This is a genomic window from Ensifer sp. BR816, assembly GCF_000378985.1.
Taxonomy (GTDB): domain Bacteria; phylum Pseudomonadota; class Alphaproteobacteria; order Rhizobiales; family Rhizobiaceae; genus Sinorhizobium.
The window spans coordinates 1,890,445-1,904,972 of sequence record NZ_KB905370.1; the positions used below are offsets into that span (position 1 = coordinate 1,890,445).

Genomic DNA, 14,528 nt, shown 5'->3' on the forward strand with positions numbered 1-14,528 from the left:
GCGAAGCGCGACGATGAGGGGCATTCGCAATGTCAGTGTCCGGGCGCCGCGTTTGAATCCAAATGGTAGCAGACGAATAACCGCAAAGGGAACGGCAATGGCACCGAAGACTCGCAGTCAGTTTTTTCTGGATGATCTCCGCATGTACCGCCTTGCGCTTGGGGCAATGCTGGCAATTGCCAGCGCAAGCGCTGCTGCGGCACAAGATCTTGACGTCAATCAAGATGTTTCGGTGGCCATTGGCAACGAGCCGCCCTACACTGAACTGAAGCCCGATGGAACATTGTCCGGGGCTGGGCCCGACATCGACCGCGCCGCCCTTGAGCAGTCTGGTTTTAAAAAATTCTCAGGCGTTACCATGGCTTACGGGGCGATGATTCCGGCGCTCCAGGCCAATCGTGTTAAGATGGTCTCGTCGGGCGGTCTCAACATCCGCCCGGAACGCTGCGATCAAGTGATCTTTTCTGAGCCGGTAATGTGTACTGCACAGGCCTTTCTCGTGCGTCATGATATGGCCGGGAAGGTGACGAGCTATAAACAGGCCGCTGAGCTGGGCATCAAAGTCGGCGTTCCGGCCGGCGGCACCCAAGGAAAGGATGCTATCTCCCGCGGCATCAAAATGGAGAATCTCGTAAACTTTCCCGACAATACGAGCGCGGTCAAAATGCTTCAGGACGGGCGCATCGATGCGATCGCTCTCAATGGAGACGGTGTCCTCGACATGAAGAAACGCTCCGGCGATAGTTCGCTTGAGGCGGTGATCCCGATTGCCGATACGTCGATTGATTGCGCGGCGGCCGCCTTCAACAAGTCTGACACTGCTCTTCGCGACGCCTATAATGCCGGCCTCACGAAACTGGTAGCAAGTGGTGACTTTGCTAAAATCATGGCGAAGTACGGCCTGCAAGCAAATGTCGATCTCCTCTCAAAAGCCAAATCGACTGCGGAAATGTGCCGGCGGTAAAATCTTGGCTTAGCAACGCAGCTTGGCGATGAGCCGTCAGGCTGCGGGCTGCACGCGAAAGGAGTGATCGCGATGGGGCTGCATATTGCACCAGATAGGTCGGCTGAGGCGCCTATCATCGAGTTCCGAGAAGTAGGCAAGAGCTACGGCGTCTTCAAAGTTTTGGACCAGTTGTCGTTCTCGGTAAAACCGGGCGAACATCTCGCGCTGATTGGTCCGTCAGGTTCCGGCAAGACGACGATTTTGCGGATTCTAATGACGCTTGAGACAGTCACTTCGGGCAATGTGTTCATCAATGGCGTTTCGTTGAACAGAGAGCAGAAAAACGGCAGGGACATTCCGGCATCAGAAGCGCACCTTCGAAAAATGCGCGCCGATATCGGCATGGTGTTCCAGCACTTCAATCTGTTCCCCCACAAGACTGCGCTGCAAAACGTGGCCCTGGCTCCCGTCCTGACCGGCCGGATGAGCAAGGCTGAGGCCAAAGACCGAGCGATCCAACTCCTCGACAAGGTGGGTTTGGCCAACAAGGCAGACGAGTACCCATCAAGACTTTCTGGCGGTCAGAAGCAACGTGTCGCCATCGCAAGAGCGCTCGCGTTGCAGCCAAAGATTATGCTTCTCGACGAAATAACGTCTGCACTCGATCCCGAACTAGTTGAGGAAGTGCTGAACGTCATCACCGATCTCAGAAACGAAACAGACATGACGATGCTCCTTGTGACGCACGAGATGGGATTCGCAAAGGATTTTGCAGATCGCGTGCTGTTCTTCGAGCAGGGCAAGATCGTTGAAGATGGCCCGCCCAGCGAACTCTTCCACTCACCGCATCACGAACGCACGAAGAGCTTTTTACGCAAGGTGATCGCGGCCGGACAGCGGGTCTGACGCCGATGCCTATCACGTCGTGCAGTGGAGAAGATTTCAGGTGAAGTTGTGCAGAACTTAGACGCTACAATCGGATACGGACGGTTCATTCTCAGTGGTGCCTTGGCAACCGTGGAGCTCACAATCTTTAGCTGTGCGCTCGCTTTGTTGATGGCCTTCCTGGCGGGATTGGCTCTCCTGTCGCGGTCTTACAGCATACGTGCGGTCGCCCGTATCTATGTCGAATTCTTCCGGGGGACTTCGATCTTCGTTCAACTGTTTGCCGCCTATTTCGTTTTGCCGCTGGTCGGAATCTCGCTCACCCCTGTTCAGGCAGGCGTGCTTGCGATTGGCCTGAATGGCGGTGCTTACGGATCGGAGGTTGTTCGGGCTGGGATTCAAGCGGTCGGCCGCGACCAGACAGAAGCGTCGATTGCCCTAAATCTAACCCGTTGGCAGGCAATGTGGTGGGTTATTCTCCCCCAGGCGGTCGTCGTCATGCTGCCAAGCTTCGGCAATTTGGCAATCGAAATCATGAAAGCTACTGCCGTTGCGTCGCTCGTCACCGTGTCTGAGCTGACATTCCAGGCGCAAATGGTGCGCTCTCAAACGGGAGAGACTGCAATCCCGTTTCTGCTGATTTTAGTCACTTATCTTGTGATCGCTTCTGTCCTCACGGCGCTCGTGCGGCTGCTTGAGAGACGATTTAGCCGCGGCACCGCGGGAGCGTGAGGAAACAATGGACTGGAGTTGGGATTTCGTCGCTCAGATCATGCCGGCCCTGACGCAGGGGTTGCTGGTAACGGTGGAAATCACATTGGTGTCTTCCGTCGTTGCACTGGTGCTCGGTCTTTTGTTCGCGCTTGCAAAAATGTCGCCGGTCGGGTCCGTGAGGCGCGTTGCCATCATTGCGACGGAAGGCATCCGCCGTACGCCGCTGCTGGTGCAACTGTACTTCCTCTTTTACGTTCTGCCTGATCTCGGGATCCTCCTCTCGCCATTTACAGCAGGCGTCATTGGTCTCGGGCTTCATTACGCTACGTATACGTCGGAGGTCTACCGCGCTGGAATTAACAATGTTCCCGTTGGTCAGTGGGAAGCGGCAAGAGCGTGCAACCTGACGACGCGGCAGACCTGGACGGAAATCATTCTGCCCCAGGCGATCCCGCCAATGATTCCCCCGCTCGGCAACTACGTGATTGCTATGTTCAAGGAGACGCCAATCTTGTCGGCGATTACCGTGATGGACTTGATGGGCGAGGCACTAGCGCAAGCCAACTTCAACTATCGCTATCTTGAACCAATCACACTCGTCGCAGCCGGGTTCCTTCTGGTGAGCCTGATCTCTGCCGCCATCATCAAACTTCTCGAAAACCACCTGAATCTTCGTGCTGCATGAGCACTGGATAAGAGGACTACGCATGACCGCCCCGACTTTACGCTTTGACGTTTCCGAGTATCGAACGCGGCTGGAGGCAACCCGAAAAGCCATGGAGCGCGAGGGGGTCGATCTGTTGATCGTTACAGAGCCCGCAAACATGGCGTGGCTCACCGGCTACGACGGTTGGTCCTTCTACGTCCATCAGTGTGTACTCGTTCGCCAGGACGAAGAGCCGATCTGGTTCGGTCGTGAGATGGACGCCAACGGCGCCCGCCGGACCGTCTACATGGACGAGAGCCGGATCAGATCCTATGCGGACCATTATGTCCAATCATCGCAATATCACCCTATGACCGCGCTCGGCGATCTGATCACCGATCTCGGTTGGGTATCCGGTGTCGTCGGCATCGAAAAAGACAACTACTACTTCACGCATGCTGCGTTTGAAGCACTCTCGTCCAAGCTGTCGAACGTTACCTTCAAAGACACGACCCGTCTGGTGAAATGGGAGAGGATCGTCAAGTCTCCTCGCGAAATCGAGTACATGCGGGCAGCGGGGAAGATTGCGACAGCGATGCACCAACGAGTGGCCGAAGTGCTGCAGCCCGGCGTCAAGCAGTCGGACGTGGTCGCTGAAATCTATCATACAGCCACGCGCGGCGTTGACGGCGTTTGGGGAGATTACCCAGCGGCAGTCCCCATGATCGGCGCAGGTGTCGACGCTTCCGCGCCTCACCTGACCTGGTCCGACCGTGAGCTTCGCTCAGGCGAAAGCATCTTCTTTGAACTGGCGGGTGTCCACAAGCGGTATCACTGCCCGCTTTCCAGGACGTTTTACCTTGGAAAGCCGGACCAGAAGTTCATCGACGCCGAAAAAGCCGTTCTCGAAGGAATGGCGGCAGGCCTCGAGAAAGCGGTCTCCGGCAACTACTGCGAAGATGTCGCCAAGGCCTACTACGACGTGATCGAGCGCTATGGTCTAAAAAAGCCGAGCCGCACCGGTTACTCCATCGGGCTTGCCTATCCGCCGGACTGGGGCGAACAGTCGGCAAGCTTCCGTACCGGCGACCGCACTGAATTACGCCCGGGAATGACGTTCCACTTCATGTCCGGCCTCTGGTTCGGTGACTGGGGCATCGAAATCACCGAGAGCATTCTGATCACCGACAAGCAGGCGGAATGCCTTGCGAACTCTCCTCGCCAACTGATTGTGATTGAATGATGGATACGTCTAGCAGCACAGAACGCGGCGCGGCCGGGGCCGGACTGCATTTGCCAGCCGGAAGCGAAGAGAAGATCCTCGCACTCCGACACTACATGCACGAGAACCCGGAACTCTCGAACGAAGAGCATAAAACCCAGGCAAAGATTTCTGAATTTCTGGTGGGCGCCGGTCTTCGCGATCCCAACGTGTTTCACGAGACCGGTCTTTTCGTCGACATCGTAGGGGAGGGCAACGGCGTCCCCTTGAATGTCGTGGTGCGCGGTGACATTGACGCGCTGCCCATTCTGGAAGCAAGGCCTGACCTTCCCTACCGATCCCGCGTCGCCGGAAAGATGCACGCGTGCGGTCATGACGCACACGCTTCGGCAGCGCTGGGGGTTGTGCTGGCGGCTCTCGCACATCGCCAGCACTTCGCGGGCAGAGTGCGCGTCGTCTTTCAACCTGCCGAAGAAGCTGAACCGCTTGGCGGACGATCAGTTTCCAAACAAGGCCTCCTCGAGGGCTTCGATTGCGCCATCGGCATGCACGTCAACCCAGAAATCCCGTCCGGAAAATTTTCCGTCCTCACCGGGCCGGTTACAAAATCCGCTGACGAGTTTCAGGTCATCTTCTCAGGCAAGAAGAGCCACGCGGCATGGCCGGAGCTCGGTATCGATGCGATCGCGATTGCATCGACCTTCGTGACAGAGATACAAAAGCTCATCTCTCGCGAAAGCCACGCGGATGAAGCTCCGGTGATCTCGATCGGTCGCTTCCATGGTGGCGAGGCGACAAACATTGTCTGCGACCGTGTCGTGCTCGATGGGACCCTTCGAACTCGATCTCCGGAGGCGCGCCAGAGGCTTCGCGCGCGGCTTCAGGAACTCGCCAAGCAGATTGCTTCAATGCATCACGGAGAGGTGGAGTTCAAGCTGGTTTGCGGCGAGCCTCCGGTCGTAAACGACGCGGTCGTCAGCGAGCGCGCGCGGCAAGCGATAACCGAGCTTTATGGGCCGACATCGCTTGTTCCCACGCGGCCGCTCGCAGGGGCGGATGATTTCGGCTTTTACGCAGAAAAACTTCCGTCGGTCTATTTCTGGTTCGGCTGCCACAACGAAGCCCTGGGCAACACGACCCATGTTCACACTCCGGAATTCGGAGTTTCAGACGATGACGTGCTGCGCGCCGCGCGCGCTGCCTGGGGGATCGTCAGAACCCTCCAGCGCTCAGCCAACGGAGAAAAAATATCATGAGCACGTCCGTGATCAGGCACGTTGAGGCTGCGTTAGACGCAGGCATGGGAGATCAAGTCGTCATTGGCTTGATCGCACTATCGACAGATGTCGTTACCGAATACGAATTGCGGAAGATGTTGCCCTTTGATGGGGTCAGCATATCCGCGACCCGGATCGAGACTCATAATCCGATCACCATTGAAAACCTGCGCGGGCATGCACACGAGATTGCAAAGGCCGCGGAATTGTTCGTGCCAAGAGGATCCGTGAATGTTTTTGCCTACGGGTGCACATCTGGATCTGCATTGATCTCTCAAGCGACCCTCGAGGCCGAACTGCACCGAACGGCTCCCGGCGCGAAGTTAACATCTCCAATGACAGGGGCCTACAAGGCCTTCGATCGTCTCGGAATTCGGCGGGTCGATTTGTTGACGCCCTATCCGGATGAGGTGACCGAGGCAATGGGTGACTGCCTAAGGGAAGCCGGCATTGAGGTCGCTTCTTGCGGCTCGTTTCATATCGAGAACGACTATGAAATCATCAACGTCACGCCCGAGAGCATTATCAAGGCTGCGGAGTCGGTGAATTCGAGCAACTCCGATGCTCTGTTCATTCCCTGCACAGGCCTCAGGACCTCGTCGATCATCGCGATCCTTGAAGAGCGGATTGGCAAACCGGTTATCACGGCCCACCAGGCCATGCTCTGGGACGCACTCAGGCTTGGCGGTTACACGGGTACGCTATCAGGATTCGGCAAGCTTTTCGCTTTCTGAATAGCTGCGCCCTCAGCTTAGCTACCGGCGAGGTACCTACAAAGTCGCTTCGCCATCAGCACAACCCCAGGATAGTCTTCGCGTGGATAGGCACGCAGTAGAGGCCTCATGATTTCGTCGAGTCAAATTCGAGATGCCAATGAACGTATCAGAGGCCATGTCCTGCGTACGCCTTTGGTCGTTTCTCAATCGCTGACGGAACGCTGCGGCTTTGCCGTTGCGCTTAAGCTTGAACATCAGCAGACAACGGGCAGCTTCAAGCTCCGTGGCGCCACCAATGCAATACTTTCTCTCGACACTGCAGCGCGCGAGAAGGGCGTGGTAGCGGCCTCTACAGGCAACTACGGCCGGGCATTGGCATTTGCTGCTCGCGCGGTCGGTTCCCGAGCAACGATCTGCATGTCAAAGCTGGTGCCCGACAACAAGGTTTCGGAAGTTCGACGCCTGGGCGCGGACGTTCGCATCATCGGAAATTCCCAGGACGACGCGCAAAGGGAGGTCGAACGGTTGGTAGCGGAGGAGGGGCTCACCATGCTGCCGCCCTTCGATCATCGCGACATCATTGCCGGTCAAGCCACAGTGGGGTCCGAGATTCTGGAAGACATGCCGGACGCGATAACGGTACTCGTCCCGTTATCGGGCGGTGGACTGGCGGCAGGCGTGACAGCGGCAGTCAAGGCGAAAAATCCAAAGACCAGAGTCATAGGTATTTCTATGCGCCGCGGCGCAGCGATGAAAGCCAGCCTCGATGCCGGACGTCCGATCGAAGTCGAAGAGTTTCCAAGCCTTGCGGATTCGCTTGGCGGGGGGATCGGACTGGACAACGGCTTCACGTTTTCGATGTGCCGCGATCTTCTCGACGACGTCGTTCTCCTTTCCGAAGCCGAAATAGCAGCCGGCATTTTGCACGCCTACCAACATGAGCGTGAAGTGGTGGAGGGAGCGGGGGCGGTCGGCATTGCCGCTCTGCTTGCCAATAAGATCGCCGACATAGCTGGTCCAGTGGCTGTTGTCCTGTCTGGGCGAAACATCGACATGGGCCTGCATCGCAGGATCGTGAACGGCGAGCAGGATCCTTTTGGAGGAGATAAGGAATGAGAGAGATCGCTATCCTCACTGAGGCAGATCTGAGGAAGATCGTTAAACTCGATGCAGCGGCGGTTGAGTGTGTTGAGGGAGCATTTCATGCTCTTGCGACGAAAGCCGTGGCGATGCCACCAATCCTTCGCCTGGATATTCCTGAGAGCCGAGGCGAGGTCGATGTCAAAACAGCTTACGTCCCGGGCCTCGACGGTTTTGCAATCAAAATCAGCCCCGGTTTTTTTGACAATCCAAAATACGGCCTGCCGAGCACGAACGGAATGATGGTGCTTCTGTCAACGAAGACCGGCCTGGTTCAGGCACTGCTCCTCGATAACGGCTTTCTGACCGACGTTCGCACCGCCGCGGCAGGCGCTGTCGCTGCGAAGCACTTGGCTCGCGAAGATGCTTCCGTTGTCGCCATTCTCGGCGCTGGAATGCAAGCCAGGCTGCAATTGCAGGCTCTTGCGCTGGTTCGGCCCGTGCGCGAGGCCCGCATCTGGGCGCGGGATTTTGAAAAAGCCGAAGCGGCTGCCCGTGAACTTGCATTGAGCTTGGGCTTTCCCGTGACCGCCTGCAAGCACGTGCAAAGTGCCGTTTCGGGGTCGCAGATCATCGTGAGCACGACGCCGGCTGATCGGCCCATCCTCAAGGCCGAATGGCTGGAAGCGGGCCAACATGTTACGGCGATGGGTTCTGACGCAGAGCACAAGAATGAAGTTGACCCCGCCGTCATTATCAAAGCTGATCTTTATGTTGCCGATAGTCTGAAGCAAACGCGGCGTTTGGGCGAGCTCCATCACGCTATCAATGCGGGCGCGGTAGCGAGCGACGCGGTGTTCCCGGAACTTGGACAGATCATCGCCGGGATAGAGCATGGCCGTACCAACGATACCCAGATCACCATCTGTGATTTGACCGGTACCGGTATACAGGACACCGCAATTGCAACGCTCGCGTTTGAGAGATCCCGGGCGAGCGAGGTGGGAACGCTTTTCGCGACAGCAGGGCGGTCGTCGGACGAAGACGGCCGCACTGCGACAGCACCTGCCTAGCCTCATCTGCCGAGGCCGATTCACCGTTCAAAGCACTACGAATTCTACAAGGATACAAGATGAGCGCAGAAAATCCGCGTTTCGAACTTTCGGAATACCAAGCCCGTCTCAAATCGACGAGACAGGCTATGCAAGAGGCGGGCATCGACCTTCTGGTGGTCACAGATCCTGCCAACATGGGCTGGCTCACCGGCTATGACGGCTGGTCTTTCTACGTGCATCAGTGTGTCCTGGTGTCCATGACGGAAGACCCGTTGTGGTTCGGCCGGCAGCAGGACGAAAACGGGGCCCGTCGCACCGTCTATATGGATGACAGTCAAATCCGGTCTTACGAGGACCACTTTGTTCAATCGTCGCAATATCATCCGATGACCCCACTCGGTGCCTTGATCACCGAAAAGGGCTGGTCGACGGGAACGATCGGCATAGAAAAGGAAAACTACTACTTCACGCACGCCGCATTCGAAGCGCTATCGGCGGCGTTGCCGAACGCGAAGTTCAAAGACACGACCCGCCTGGTGAAGTGGCTGCGAATTGTAAAGTCGCCGAAGGAAATCGAGTACATGCGCGCGGCCGGAAAAATCGTAGCTGCGATGCATCAAAAAGTGTCCGAGGTCCTTCGGCCAGGTGTCACGCAGTCTGACGTTGTCGCGGAAATCTACCACACCGGTACACGAGGCGTGGACGGCTACTGGGGCGACTATCCGGCTGCGGTACCCATGATCGGCGCCGGCCCCGACGCCTCTGCGCCACATCTGACATGGAGCGATCGGCCGCTCCGCTCCAACGAAAGCATTTTCTTCGAGCTTGCCGGGGTTCACAAGCGCTACCATTGCCCTCTTTCGAGAACCTTTTATATTGGGAAACCAGATCAAAAGTTCCTGGACGCGGAAAAGGCTATCCTCGAGGGAATGGAGGCAGGCCTGTCCAAGGCTCTTGCCGGGAACTCGTGTGAAGATGTCGCCGAGGCGTATTATAGCGCCATCGAACGGCACGGGCTCACCAAACCAAGCCGCACTGGCTATTCGATCGGCATGGCGTATCCGCCGGATTGGGGTGAGCATTCCGCCAGCTTCCGGATCGGTGATCGCACGGAACTCCGTCCCGGGATGACCTTCCACTTCATGTCTGGCCTCTGGTACGGCGATTGGGGCATGGAAATCACTGAGAGCATCCTCATCACGGATGCTGCGGCCGAGTGCCTGTCCAGCTATCCGCGCAAATTGATTGTGATCGATTGACGACCGTCTGCCGGAGGAGACGGTTCTCTCCTCCGGCAACCTTGCAGACGCGACTGGCTCAAGCCCAGACCTGTCGCGAAAACCGTCCAAGGCAAGCAGGGTTCGCGTGCGTGCAGTGTCGGAGGAGAAAACTTTGAGGAAAACAGTGGTCGTTACCGGCTCCACCAGCGGCATAGGTCTGGCGATCGCCACTGCCTTTGCCAGCGAGGGGGCCAACATCATCATCAATGGTTTCGGAAACCCGGCCGAAATCGAGGTGATTGTCGATCGGCTTGGAGCTGTGTCCAAGGCCGGGGTCATCTATCATCCGGCTGATATGACCAAGCCCGCCCAGATCGCCGACTTGATCGAGACCGCAGCGAAGACTTTTGGCGGCGTTGATGTTCTCGTCAACAATGCGGGCATCCAGCATGTCGAGAAGATCGAAGATTTCCCGATCGAAAAGTGGGATCAGATTCTCGCGATCAACCTCTCGAGCTCCTTTCACACCATGCGCGCCGCCATCCCGCTGATGAAGGCTAAAGGGCAAGGCCGTATTATCAACATCGCCTCCGCGCACGCCCTCGTTGCTTCTCCCTTCAAATCCGCCTACGTCGCGGCGAAACACGGCATATTGGGGTTGACCAAGACCGCGGCGCTGGAGCTTGCGGAATGGGGAGTAACCGTTAACGCAATCTGCCCCGGCTATGTGCTGACGCCGCTGGTCGAGAAGCAGATACCGGATACAGCCAAGGCCCGCGGCATGACCGAGGAGCAGGTAAAGGCCGAGGTTATCCTCAAGGCGCAGCCCACCCACGAATTCGTCAAGGCAGAAGAGATTGGAGCGCTCGCCCTCTACCTCGCAAGCGATGCTGCTCGCCAGGTCACCGGAACCCAAATTTCGATCGACGGAGGCTGGACTGCTGAGTGAGGGCGGTCGAGCAGCTAGTTCAAAACGTCAGAAGCAGCAAAGGAACTAAAGTGAACATCAATATTAAAGACATCAGCGAGAAGGACCGCAACAGCGTCCTGCATCCGTTCACACAGCTCAAGGACTTTGCCACGGGCAAGCTTGGCGAGCCGACGATCGTCGAGACCGGGAAGGGGATCCGCATCCAGGATGCTCACGGTCACCAGCTGATTGACGGCTTTGCCGGACTGTACTGCGTCAACGTCGGCTATGGCCGGACTGAGGTCGCTGAGGCGATCTCCCGCCAAGCCTATCGGCTGGCCTACTATCACTCGTACGCCGCGCACACGACCGACGAGCTTGCGATCCTGTCCGACCGTCTCGTGAAGATGGCGCCCGGCAAGATGAGTAAGGTGTTCTACGGCATGTCCGGTTCGGACGCCAATGAGACCCAGGCCAAGCTCGTCTGGTACTACAACAACCTACGTGGGAAGCCGACGAAGAAGAAGATCATCTCGCGCGAACGCGGCTATCACGGATGTAGCGTCGTCTCCGGATCGATGACCGGGATGAGCTTCTACCACGACCATATGGATCTGCCGCTGCCGCAGATCGTCCATACGGGTGTGCCGCATCACTATTGGGGCGCCAACCCGGGCGAAACCGAACGGGAATTCTCCGCCCGCCGCGCCGCCGAACTCGACCAGATGATCGAGCGTCTCGGTCCCGACAACGTCGGCGCCTTCATCGCCGAACCGGTTCTCGGAACCGGCGGCATCACGCCGCCGCCGGAAGGCTACTGGGAAGCCATCCAGTCGGTGCTGAAGAAACACGACGTGCTGCTGATCGCCGACGAAGTCATTACCGGCTTTGGCCGCACCGGCTCGATGTTCGGCTCGCAGCACTATGGCATAGAACCCGACCTGATCACGGTCGCCAAGGGCCTGACCTCGGCCTATTTCCCGCTCTCCGCTTCGATCGTCGGTGAGAAGGTTTACAAGGTCATGGAAGAGGGGGCTGACAAGGTCGGTGCCTTCTCGCACGGCTACACCTATTCCGGCCACCCGATCGGCGCGGCCGCTGCAAATGCGGTGCTCGACATCGTCGAGAAGGAAGACCTGCCCGGCAACGCCCGCGAGGTCGGCGCCTATTTCCAGGCTCAGCTCAAGGAGAAATTCGCGCAGCTGCCGATCGTAGGTGAAGTGCGTGGCGTCGGCCTGATGGGCGCGATCGAATTCGTCGCCGACCGCGAGAACAAGAAGCGCTTCGATCCGTCGCTGAAGGTCGGTGCTCGCGTCTCCAAGGCGGCCCGAGACCGCGGCCTCATCGCCCGTGCCATGCCGCATGGTGACATTCTGGGCTTTGCGCCGCCGCTTGTCACCACCAGGGCGGAAGTCGACGAGATCGTCTCCATCGCCGAAAAGGCGGTGCGCTCGGTCATGGACGATCTCGTTCGCGACGGCAAGAAAATCTAAGCGAAGACGGCTGGGTAGCTCCCCACGTACCTACTCGCTTCCAACGAAATCCGAACAGGGCAGGGGCCATACCCTTGCCCTGACCAATGAACTCAACCGTTGCACAGATGCGCACCATCAGGGAAAGAGGAAGCCGGCCCATGACCGCCGCCAAACTTCATATCACGACCAGCTTGGCTCCGATCACCGTCCATAGCCCCTACGACGGGTCTGTCCTCGGAACGATTGAGGCCACAGATGCGAGCGAAATCGGTGAACTCCTCGCCCGCGCCCGTCGCGGTGCGGAGCTTTCCGCTAAGCTGCCAAGACACAAGCGTGCGAGCATCCTGGAAGGGGCTGCGCAGATTATCGAAAGCCGCCGTGACGCTTTCGCCGAAACCATCGTGCGGGAAGCCGGCAAGACGATCGTTCAGGCGCGCAAGGAAGTGCTTCGTTGCGTCAATACTTTGAAGCTGTCTGCCGAAGAGGCAAAGCGCAATGCCGGCGAAATCGTACCCTTCGACGCCTATGTGGGATCGGAGCAGCGCCAGGGCTGGTTCACCCGCGAGCCGCTCGGCATCATTACCGCCATCACGCCTTATAACGATCCGCTGAACCTGGTGGCGCATAAACTGGGTCCTGCGATCGCCGGCGGCAATGCGGTATTGCTGAAGCCGTCGAACCTGACGCCGTTTTCCTCGATCAATCTTGTCGAAGCCTTGGTGGAAGCCGGCCTGCCGCGCGAGATCATTACCGTCGTTCACGGCGATCGAGAAATCGTCTCGGCTCTCGTCTCCGCACGGGAGGTCCGCATGGTCTCATTTACCGGCGGCTTTGCTACCGGTGAAGCCATCAGCCGCAAGGCGGGCCTGAAGAAACTGGCGATGGAACTCGGCGGCAATGCGCCGGTCATCGTCATGAATGACTGCGACTTCGACAAGGCGGTCGAAGGCTGCGTATCCGGCGCATTCTGGGCGGCCGGGCAGAACTGCATCGGCGCCCAGCGGGTCCTCGTGCAAGCCGACATCTATGAGCGGTTCCGCGACGCCTTCGTCGCCGCGACGAAAAAGCTCAAGGCCGGCGATCCGCTGCGCGAGGACACGGATGTCGGTCCGATGATCTCAAAGGAAGTCGCCGAGCGCACTGAAGCGGCGGTCAATGATGCGATTGCTGTCGGCGCGAAACTGCTCTGCGGTCACAAGCGCGAGGGGTCGCTTTATCACCCGACTGTGCTGGAAGGTACGCCGGTGACCTGCCGCCTCTGGCACGAGGAGGTGTTCGCCCCTGTCGTCATGCTTGCACCGTTCGAGACGCTTGATGAAGCGATCGATCTGGCCAACGATCCGGAATATAGCCTGCATGCGGGCATCTTCACCAGCAACCTGTCGGTCGCACTTGACGCCGCAAACAGGATCGAAGCCGGCGGGGTGATGATCAACGACTCCTCGGACTACCGCTTCGACGCCATGCCATTCGGCGGTTCCAAATACGGCTCCATGGGCCGGGAAGGCGTTCACTTCGCCTATGAAGAGATGACCCAGCCGAAGGTCGTTTGCATCAATCGTGGGTGAACGAAGTTGCTCGCACCGGCTCAATACCGCTGCGAGCGCCCGAAAACCAATGAACTGAATTTGCGAGGCGCCTCGGCGTCGCGATCGACGAACCTGATGGGGGGAGTATGAACAAGATTTTCGAGAATCCGCGGTCGGCACTTGATGGCTTGCTGTTCGACGGCATGTTCATCGCCGCGGGCGGTTTTGGCCTGTGCGGCATTCCAGAGCTGCTGATTGACGCAATCCGTCAGGCGGGCACCAAGAACCTGACGATCGCCTCGAACAATTGCGGCGTCGACGATTTCGGCCTCGGCGTTCTGCTGAAGACCAAGCAGATCAGAAAGATGATTTCGTCTTACGTCGGCGAGAACGCCGAATTCATGCGGCAATATCTGAGCGGCGAACTTGAGCTCGAGTTCAATCCGCAGGGCACGCTCGCAGAACGGATGCGGGCCGGCGGCGCCGGCATTGCCGGGTTCTATACCAAGACCGGGGTCGGTACCGTCGTTGCCGAGGGCAAGGAAACGAAGGCCTTCAACGGCGAGACCTATGTTCTCGAGACCGGGATCGTCGCGGACCTATCGATCGTCAAGGCCTGGAAGGCTGACACCACGGGCAACCTCGTCTTCCGCAAGACGGCGCGCAACTTCAATCCGCCGGCCGCCACCTGCGGCAAGATCTGCGTCGCCGAAGTCGAGGAGATCGTCCCGGTTGGCAGTCTCGATCCCGATCACGTCCATGTGCCGGGCATCTACGTGCATCGTCTGATCCAGGGTCAGCACGAAAAACGCATCGAGCAGCGCACCACGCGCACGGCGGCTTGAAGGGCAGG

Annotated in this window: 14 protein-coding genes; all 14 read left to right on the forward strand. The window is 58.3% G+C overall.

The window, feature by feature from the left end:
* Positions 1 to 97 precede the first annotated feature (97 nt).
* The 14 genes from ehuB to RHIBR816_RS0109095 all read left to right on the forward strand — a co-directional run bounded on the left by ehuB (position 98) and on the right by RHIBR816_RS0109095 (position 14,520).
* Positions 98 to 964 carry an ectoine/hydroxyectoine ABC transporter substrate-binding protein EhuB gene (gene ehuB / locus RHIBR816_RS33860; RefSeq protein WP_018236200.1) on the forward strand — a complete coding sequence of 289 codons (867 nt, stop codon included), beginning with the start codon at positions 98 to 100 and terminating at the stop codon, positions 962 to 964.
* Positions 965 to 1,036: 72 nt separating this feature from the next.
* On the forward strand, positions 1,037 to 1,852 hold the full coding sequence (ehuA, locus tag RHIBR816_RS0109035) for an ectoine/hydroxyectoine ABC transporter ATP-binding protein EhuA (RefSeq protein ID WP_018236201.1): 816 nt from the start codon (positions 1,037 to 1,039) through the stop codon (positions 1,850 to 1,852).
* A gap of 24 nt (positions 1,853 to 1,876) precedes the next feature.
* Entirely contained in the window at positions 1,877 to 2,563 is a 687-nt protein-coding gene (gene ehuC / locus RHIBR816_RS0109040; RefSeq protein ID WP_371259046.1) for an ectoine/hydroxyectoine ABC transporter permease subunit EhuC, read from the forward strand.
* A 7-nt stretch (positions 2,564 to 2,570) separates the two neighbouring features.
* Positions 2,571 to 3,230 (forward strand): ectoine/hydroxyectoine ABC transporter permease subunit EhuD, encoded by a 660-nt coding sequence (gene ehuD / locus RHIBR816_RS0109045; RefSeq protein ID WP_018236203.1) that lies wholly within the window; start codon positions 2,571 to 2,573, stop codon positions 3,228 to 3,230.
* A gap of 22 nt (positions 3,231 to 3,252) precedes the next feature.
* Entirely contained in the window at positions 3,253 to 4,434 is a 1,182-nt protein-coding gene (locus RHIBR816_RS0109050; protein ID WP_026186794.1) for a M24 family metallopeptidase, read from the forward strand.
* Positions 4,434 to 5,669: a M20 family metallopeptidase gene (locus RHIBR816_RS33865; protein ID WP_018236205.1), complete on the forward strand. Its 1,236-nt coding sequence runs from the start codon at positions 4,434 to 4,436 to the stop codon at positions 5,667 to 5,669. The genes RHIBR816_RS0109050 and RHIBR816_RS33865 overlap by 1 nt, the downstream gene beginning before the upstream one ends.
* The gene (locus tag RHIBR816_RS33870; RefSeq protein WP_018236206.1) at positions 5,666 to 6,424 is read left to right on the forward strand and encodes a hypothetical protein; all 759 of its coding nucleotides are present in this window, start codon (positions 5,666 to 5,668) and stop codon (positions 6,422 to 6,424) included. Before RHIBR816_RS33865 ends, RHIBR816_RS33870 begins: the two co-directional genes overlap by 4 nt.
* Positions 6,425 to 6,532: 108 nt before the next feature.
* Positions 6,533 to 7,522 carry a hydroxyectoine utilization dehydratase EutB gene (gene eutB / locus RHIBR816_RS0109065; protein WP_052522679.1) on the forward strand — a complete coding sequence of 330 codons (990 nt, stop codon included), beginning with the start codon at positions 6,533 to 6,535 and terminating at the stop codon, positions 7,520 to 7,522.
* Entirely contained in the window at positions 7,519 to 8,559 is a 1,041-nt protein-coding gene (eutC, locus tag RHIBR816_RS0109070) for an ectoine utilization protein EutC (RefSeq protein WP_018236208.1), read from the forward strand. The genes eutB and eutC overlap by 4 nt, the downstream gene beginning before the upstream one ends.
* Before the next feature lie 59 nt (positions 8,560 to 8,618).
* Positions 8,619 to 9,800 (forward strand): M24 family metallopeptidase, encoded by a 1,182-nt coding sequence (locus RHIBR816_RS0109075; RefSeq protein ID WP_018236209.1) that lies wholly within the window; start codon positions 8,619 to 8,621, stop codon positions 9,798 to 9,800.
* A gap of 133 nt (positions 9,801 to 9,933) precedes the next feature.
* Complete coding sequence (locus RHIBR816_RS0109080) at positions 9,934 to 10,710, forward strand: 3-hydroxybutyrate dehydrogenase (protein ID WP_026186796.1); 777 nt, start codon at positions 9,934 to 9,936, stop codon at positions 10,708 to 10,710.
* Between the two features lie 50 nt (positions 10,711 to 10,760).
* Positions 10,761 to 12,164: an aspartate aminotransferase family protein gene (locus tag RHIBR816_RS0109085; RefSeq protein WP_018236211.1), complete on the forward strand. Its 1,404-nt coding sequence runs from the start codon at positions 10,761 to 10,763 to the stop codon at positions 12,162 to 12,164.
* Between the two features lie 140 nt (positions 12,165 to 12,304).
* Positions 12,305 to 13,714, forward strand: a complete 1,410-nt coding sequence (locus tag RHIBR816_RS0109090; RefSeq protein WP_018236212.1) for an aldehyde dehydrogenase family protein — start codon at positions 12,305 to 12,307, stop codon at positions 13,712 to 13,714.
* A gap of 107 nt (positions 13,715 to 13,821) precedes the next feature.
* Entirely contained in the window at positions 13,822 to 14,520 is a 699-nt protein-coding gene (locus tag RHIBR816_RS0109095) for a CoA transferase subunit A (protein ID WP_018236213.1), read from the forward strand.
* Positions 14,521 to 14,528: the final 8 nt, after the last annotated feature.